Below are 1,459 nucleotides of genomic sequence, written 5' to 3' on the forward strand. Positions count from 1 at the left end.
GGTTTGATGTCGCTGATTTGATTGTTGTCGAGGGAGAGCCAATCCAGGTGAGTCAAAGATGCTAGCGGTTTGATGTCACGGATTTGATTTTTGTCGAGCTTTAGTTTCGTGAGACTCGAAAGTTGTCGATCAGCCGCTTCGCACTCAGTAGTTCCCGCCTTCTTCAACAACACCTCAACAGTATGTTTAGTTTCAGCACTCAAAGAAGCCTTTTTGCGACACCAATTAGCAAATGTCCGTTCGCTACCGCTCCGTTGTTTCTGCACGAGCCATGAGAAAGATTCATTTCCACTAATTTGCGACTTACCAAATATTGCCAGTAACAGAATGCTGGCCAATCCTATCGAAGTCAATCTCATTAATTGGGGCTGATTCATTAGCATCTCCTAAAATGTGTAGATGTCAAAAGTAAAGATATCGCCAACACTTTAGCTGACTTTAGCCCGACGTTCTTGAAACCGTGGTACAAACCATTGGCAATGACAGAGAGTGTTTGGTTCAGGGCTTTTATCTTAAATAGCTTATGGTGTAAGCTGTTCCAACATGAGTTCAGTATACCCATTTTTTCCACTCCAAATTACACCACTCAAGATTTGAGAGAGATTGTTTGGTTCAGGGCTTTTATCCTAAATAGCTTATGGTGTAAGCTGTTCCAACATGAGTTCAGTATACCCATTTTTTCCACTCCCAATTACACCATTCAAGATTTGAGAGAGATTGTTTGGTTCAGGGCTTTTATCCTAAATAGCTTATGGTGTAAGCTGGTCCAACATGAGTTCAGTATACCCATTTTTTCCACTCCAAATTACACCACTTAAGATTTGAGAGAGATTGTTTGGTTCATGGCTTTTATCTTAAATAGCTTATGGTGTAAGCTGAATAAAACACGCTTGGCTAGGGCGGATTAGTGTCCCGGTTTTTTGGGTTTTTTCAAGACGAAAGCTAACAGAAACTCAAGTCTAAATAGCGTGATAACTATTCTTCCAGTTATTTATCACGTTTGAGCTAGAGCTTGAGGCTGTAAAGCCTTAGTAGCAAGAGTTTCACCGCATTCTTTTGCTTACATTCTAATAAACAAAACGCAAACAGGCTCGATACCACCAACATGAAAACAAGGATTAATAAAATCATAGGGAATAACCTGTGTGGATTTTTTATATATTTCCCCGTCTAGGACTTGAAATTGCAGAGGGTATGTCAGGTTATGTTGCTATCCTGAACCAGCCTGCGGGTGTCGGAGGTTAGGTATTGAAAAATCGAATTTTGGATACTGTCACCCTGATATTAGTTTTCGGTTCCCTGTGGCTAGCTGTGATCGACCCCAGTACACGATCAGCATTTGGCAACCTAAAGCCAGAGCTCACCCGCAACCGGAAGCGCAGGGAGCTTGCGACCAAAGACTGTAGGTTGTCGGTGTGCAGCGACTTGTTAGCCCGTTGTTGACGGCTCTTAGCGTGAT

At 42.2% G+C, this 1,459-nt stretch carries 1 protein-coding gene; it reads right to left on the reverse strand.

What is annotated here, in order from left to right; translation table 11 throughout:
* Positions 1–377 (reverse strand): leucine-rich repeat domain-containing protein (locus tag QUA23_RS30850; RefSeq protein ID WP_333093988.1); only part of this gene is annotated, 377 nt, incomplete at its 3' end.
* Positions 378–1,459 lie beyond the last annotated feature (1,082 nt).

The sequence above is a fragment of the Microcoleus sp. Pol1C5 genome (assembly GCF_036701115.1).
GTDB lineage: Bacteria > Cyanobacteriota > Cyanobacteriia > Cyanobacteriales > Microcoleaceae > Microcoleus.